General features: G+C 70.6%; 4 protein-coding genes. All 4 read right to left on the bottom strand.

All coding sequences use genetic code 11. The features are described 5' to 3' along the window. A partial coding sequence (locus RWX45_RS07465) for an acetyl/propionyl/methylcrotonyl-CoA carboxylase subunit alpha (RefSeq protein WP_316023104.1) occupies positions 1-1,280 on the bottom strand: 1,280 nt, incomplete at its 3' end. A gap of 263 nt (positions 1,281-1,543) precedes the next feature. Next, positions 1,544-2,209: a ribulose-phosphate 3-epimerase gene (gene rpe / locus RWX45_RS07460; RefSeq protein WP_316023103.1), complete on the bottom strand. Its 666-nt coding sequence runs from the start codon at positions 2,207-2,209 to the stop codon at positions 1,544-1,546. Between the two features lie 36 nt (positions 2,210-2,245). After that, complete coding sequence (locus RWX45_RS07455) at positions 2,246-3,670, bottom strand: RsmB/NOP family class I SAM-dependent RNA methyltransferase (protein WP_316023102.1); 1,425 nt, start codon at positions 3,668-3,670, stop codon at positions 2,246-2,248. Further along, positions 3,670-4,344, bottom strand: a 675-nt coding sequence (locus RWX45_RS07450; RefSeq protein WP_316023101.1) for a methionyl-tRNA formyltransferase, incomplete at its 5' end; no start/stop codon positions are given. The genes RWX45_RS07455 and RWX45_RS07450, both read right to left, overlap by 1 nt.

Here is a 4,344-nt window from a genome sequence, read left to right as displayed (position 1 = left end):
ACGGCGTCCTCAAGCCAGCGGGTCGTCACCGCCAGTCCTCCGTCGGCGGCGGGACGGATGAACTCCTCGTGTTCGAGCACGCGCTCGTGTAGGGAGGTGCATACGGTCACGCCCTCAACAACCGTCTCTTCCAAAGCGCGGCGAGCACGCCGGATGGCTTGGTCGCGACTGGAACCGCTGACCACGATCTTGGCAAGCATGGGGTCGAAGCTGGGGGTGACGGTGTCGCCCTCAATGACTCCGGACTCGATGCGGATGCCAGGGCCGGCGGGCCAGCGCAGTCGGGTGATGGTGCCGGTGGAGGGGGCCAGGCCCCGGGCGGGGTCCTCGCAGGTGATGCGCAGCTCCAGGCAGTGCCCGCGCGGAGCGGGGACGGTACCGAGACGGCCGCCGGCGGCAATGCGCAACTGCATCTCCACCAGGTCCACGCCGGTGACTTCCTCAGAAACGCAGTGCTCGACCTGCAGCCGGGGGTTGACCTCAAGGAACCACAGCTGACCGGTGGGGGTGAGGAGGAACTCGCAGGTGGCCACGCCCACATAGTCGACGGCTTCAAGCAGCCGCTGAGAGGCCTCGGTGAGTTGGGCGTCAATCCCCTCGGGCAGGAAGGGAGCGGGGGCCTCCTCAAGGAGCTTCTGGTTACGGCGCTGCAGGGTGCAGTCGCGGGTCGAGATCACCGCGAACCCGCCATGGGCATCCCGGGCGCACTGGGTCTCAACGTGCCGCGCGGCGGTGACGAACTTCTCCAAGATGAGGGTGCCTCCCGCGGCCGCCGCCGCTTCGAAGGCAGGAGTGGAACGCACCTCCTCATCCGAGGTCAGCACGGTGATGCCGCGCCCGCCCCCGCCGTCGGTGCGTTTGAGCGCCACCGGGTAGCCGTGGGCGGCAGCGAAGTCGAGCACCGTGTCGGCCGCGGTGACGGGCTCGGTCATCCCGGGGACGGGGGCGACGCCGGCCTGCTCGGCGGTGGCGCGCGCACTCATCTTGTCCCCCAGGGTTCGCATGGCCGTCGGCGCCGGCCCCACCCAGGTGATGCCGGCGTCGGCAACCGCCTGGGCGAAATCGGCGTCCTCGGACAGGAATCCGTAGCCGGGGTGGATGGCGTCTGCACCGGTGCGCCGCGCCAAGTCCAGGATCGCTGCGGCGTCGGTGTAGGCGGAGCCGTCGGGCAGCGCGTAGGCCTCATCGACCAGCTCGGCTGCGGGAGACATGAGGTCTTCGGGCGTGTAGGGCAGGATTGAGGTGCCCCCGAGATCTCGAACGGTGCGCGCCACGCGCATGGCGATCTCGCCGCGATTGGCGATGAGGATGCGGTTGTGGCTCGCGTCGAGACTCACTGAACGGCTCCTGGAGTAGGCAACAAAGAGAGCACGGGCTCGCGTTTGTCTACAAGTCCCAGCAGGTGACCTGCCAGGAAACATGTGCGATTCCCGCCGCACTGCCACGATACGGCGAACCTACTATCCGGAACTATTGTGAATTAACCACAAATCCGGTCCGTTACCTTGAATATGTCGACGGGCGTGTCGTGCCCGCGTGGGCGTCAGTGGGCGTGGGCAGCCGCACACTCGCGCAGCGCGCTGATGGCCGCCAGGGCGTCGTCGGCGCGATACACGGCCGAACCGGCGACGAACACGTCCGCACCGGCCTCGGCAGCGCGCGCAATGGTCTGTTCGGTCACGCCTCCGTCAATTTGGATGCGCAGTTGCGCGCCCCGCTCCCCCACCAGCCGGCGGGCGGCGGCGATCTTGTCCAGCATGGCGGGAATGAAGGTCTGACCGCCGAAGCCCGGCTCGACGGTCATGAGCAGCAGCAGGTCGATGTCCCCCAGGAGCGGCTCGACCGCGGCCAGCGGCGTAGCCGGGCGCAGGGCAATGCCGACGCCCGCACCGAGCCGGTGCAACTGCCCCGCCAGACGGAACGGTGCCGTGGTGGCCTCAATGTGGCTGGTGACGATGGCGCAGCCGGCCTCCGCATACTGCGGCGCCCAGCGGTCGGCGTCGGTGACCATGAGGTGCGCGTCAACCGGCAGCGAGGTGTGCGCGAGCACGGCTTCAACCAGGGCGGGGCCGCCGAACTGGTTGGGCACGAAGTGGTTGTCCATGACGTCCACGTGCAGCCCGTCGGCGCTGTCAACGCGGGCGAGCTCATCGGCGAGGTGGGCCTGGTCGGCATTGAGGATCGAGGGGTGAATCGCCGGCAGTGACATGGCAGCTCCTTCGCTTGCAGTGGGTGGTGACGCCCCTCAGGCGGCGCGGCGCAGGAGCGCGCAGAACATGGCGTCGCAGTCGTCCAGATGCGGCCAGGTCTGCAGCAGCTGCCGGTCGGTGGCGGCGGGTGGGTGGGGGGCCAGTTGCTGCGCGATCTGGCCGGCGTGCAGTGGCTCAAGGGTGATGCCCGTGCGCGCCACCTGCCGGGTCACATCGCGGACCACCAGGCTGGTTTCGAGTACGTGGGGCGTGCACGTGACGTAGGCGACCACGCCGCCGGGGCGCACCGCGGCTGCGGCGCTGGCCAGCAGTTCCCGTTGGAGCTCGGCCAGTGCGGCCACGTCTTGAGGGGTACGCCGCCAGCGGGCCTCGGGACGGCGGCGCAACGACCCCAGGCCCGAGCAGGGGGCGTCCACCAGGATGCGGTCATAGCCACCCGGCTCGCTCTCCCCGACGCCGCGGCCGTCGCCGCTGCGTACGGTGACGACGCCGTCGGGCAGGGCACGCACCGCCCCCTCCACCAGGCGAGCCCGGTGGGGGGCCACCTCATTGGCCAGAAGCGTGGCGCCGCGCTGGGCGGCGAGCGCCCCCAACAGGGCGGCCTTGCCGCCGGGGCCGGCGCACAGGTCGAGCCAACGCTCATCGCGCCCTTCCAGTGGGGCCTGGGCGAGCATGAGGGCCACCAGCTGACTGGCCTCATCCTCAACGCCGGCGCGGGAGTCGCGCACCGCCTCAATCCGTCCGGGGTCGCCACCGCCCAGGATGAGTGCCTGTGGGCTGAGGCGGCCGGGCCGGGGGTCTTCGCCGGTGGCGGCGTAGACCTGCTCGGCGAGCTCGTCGACGCTGATGAGCCCGGGGCGGGCGCACAGGGTCACCTGCGGGTCGGTGTTATCGGCCTCCAGCAGCGCCTTGAGCTCGTCCTCGGGCCGCTCATTGACCTTGAGCGCCTGCCGCAACGCCTTGACCACCCACAGCGGGTGAGACTGGGTACGTGACAGGGCAGTGAGTGCGTCGGGGGCGTCCGCCTCCAACCGCCCCAGCCAGGTTTCCACGTCGTGGTCGGCGATGCGGCGCATGACCGCATTGACGAATCCGGACGCACCGCGTCCGGCGCTGTAGGCGGCCAGGTCAACGGTGGTGGACACGGCGGCGTGGGTAGCCACGCGCATGCCCAGCAGCTGGTGGGCACCCAGCCGCAGCACGTCGAGGACAACGGCGTCGATGTCCTCCAAGGGCCGGTCAATGCAGCATTCAATAATGGCGTCGTAGCGGCCCTGCAGGCGCAGGGTGCCGTAGGTCAGGGCAGTAGCGAAGCCGGCGTCACGCCGTTCCAGCCGTGCCTCGTCCAGGAGGGTGGGTAGCACCAGGTTGGCGTAGGCGTCGTCCTCACGGACCTTGGTCAGGGCGTGCAGTGAGGCCAGCCTGGCTTGGTCCACTTGCGGTGCGGTGCGGTGCGGCATCAGGCCTCCTCGGTATCGGCGTGGTCGCTTCCCAGGATGGTACCGGTGGCGGGCCGGGCACCCCGGGCCCAGGCGTCGGCGTCCATCCAGTTCTTGCCTGCGGGCGCCACCCGCCCCAGCCGGACGGCGCCCTGCGCGGTGCCGACCAGCACGTCGTGCTTGTCCACGCGCATGCTGCCAGGAGCCAGATCGGTGACTTGAGGCAGCACGGTGACCGGACCCAGGCGCAGCCGGGCGCCCCGGTAGGTGGTGTGCGCGCCGGGGGCCGGGGTGACCCCGCGGATGCGGCGGTCAATGGCGGTGGCCTTCTCCTCCCAACGGATGCGGCCGTCCTGCGGTGTCAGGACCGGGGCCTGGGTGGCGCCGGAGTCGTCCTGCGGCTTGGCAGCCAGGGTGCCGGCGTCGAGCCCGGCCAGCACCTCCAGCAGCAGGGGCGCCCCGGCGGCGGCCAGGCGGGTGAGTAGGTCGCCGGCGGTGTCGTCTGGGCGAATGGTCTCGGTGATGCGGGCGTAGACGGGACCGGTGTCCAGGCCCTCTTCGAGCCGGAACACACTGGCTCCAGTGACATCGTCTCCGGCGATGATGGCCCGCTGCACCGGGGCGGCGCCGCGCCACGCCGGCAGCAGCGAGAAGTGCAGGTTGATCCAGCCGTGCGTCGGCACCTCCAGCAGAGC

This window comes from Actinomyces sp. MRS3W (assembly GCF_032465695.1).
GTDB lineage: Bacteria > Actinomycetota > Actinomycetes > Actinomycetales > Actinomycetaceae > Actinomyces.
Note: the sequence above shows the minus strand (reverse complement) of the source record. Positions and strands in the feature narration are given on the sequence as shown.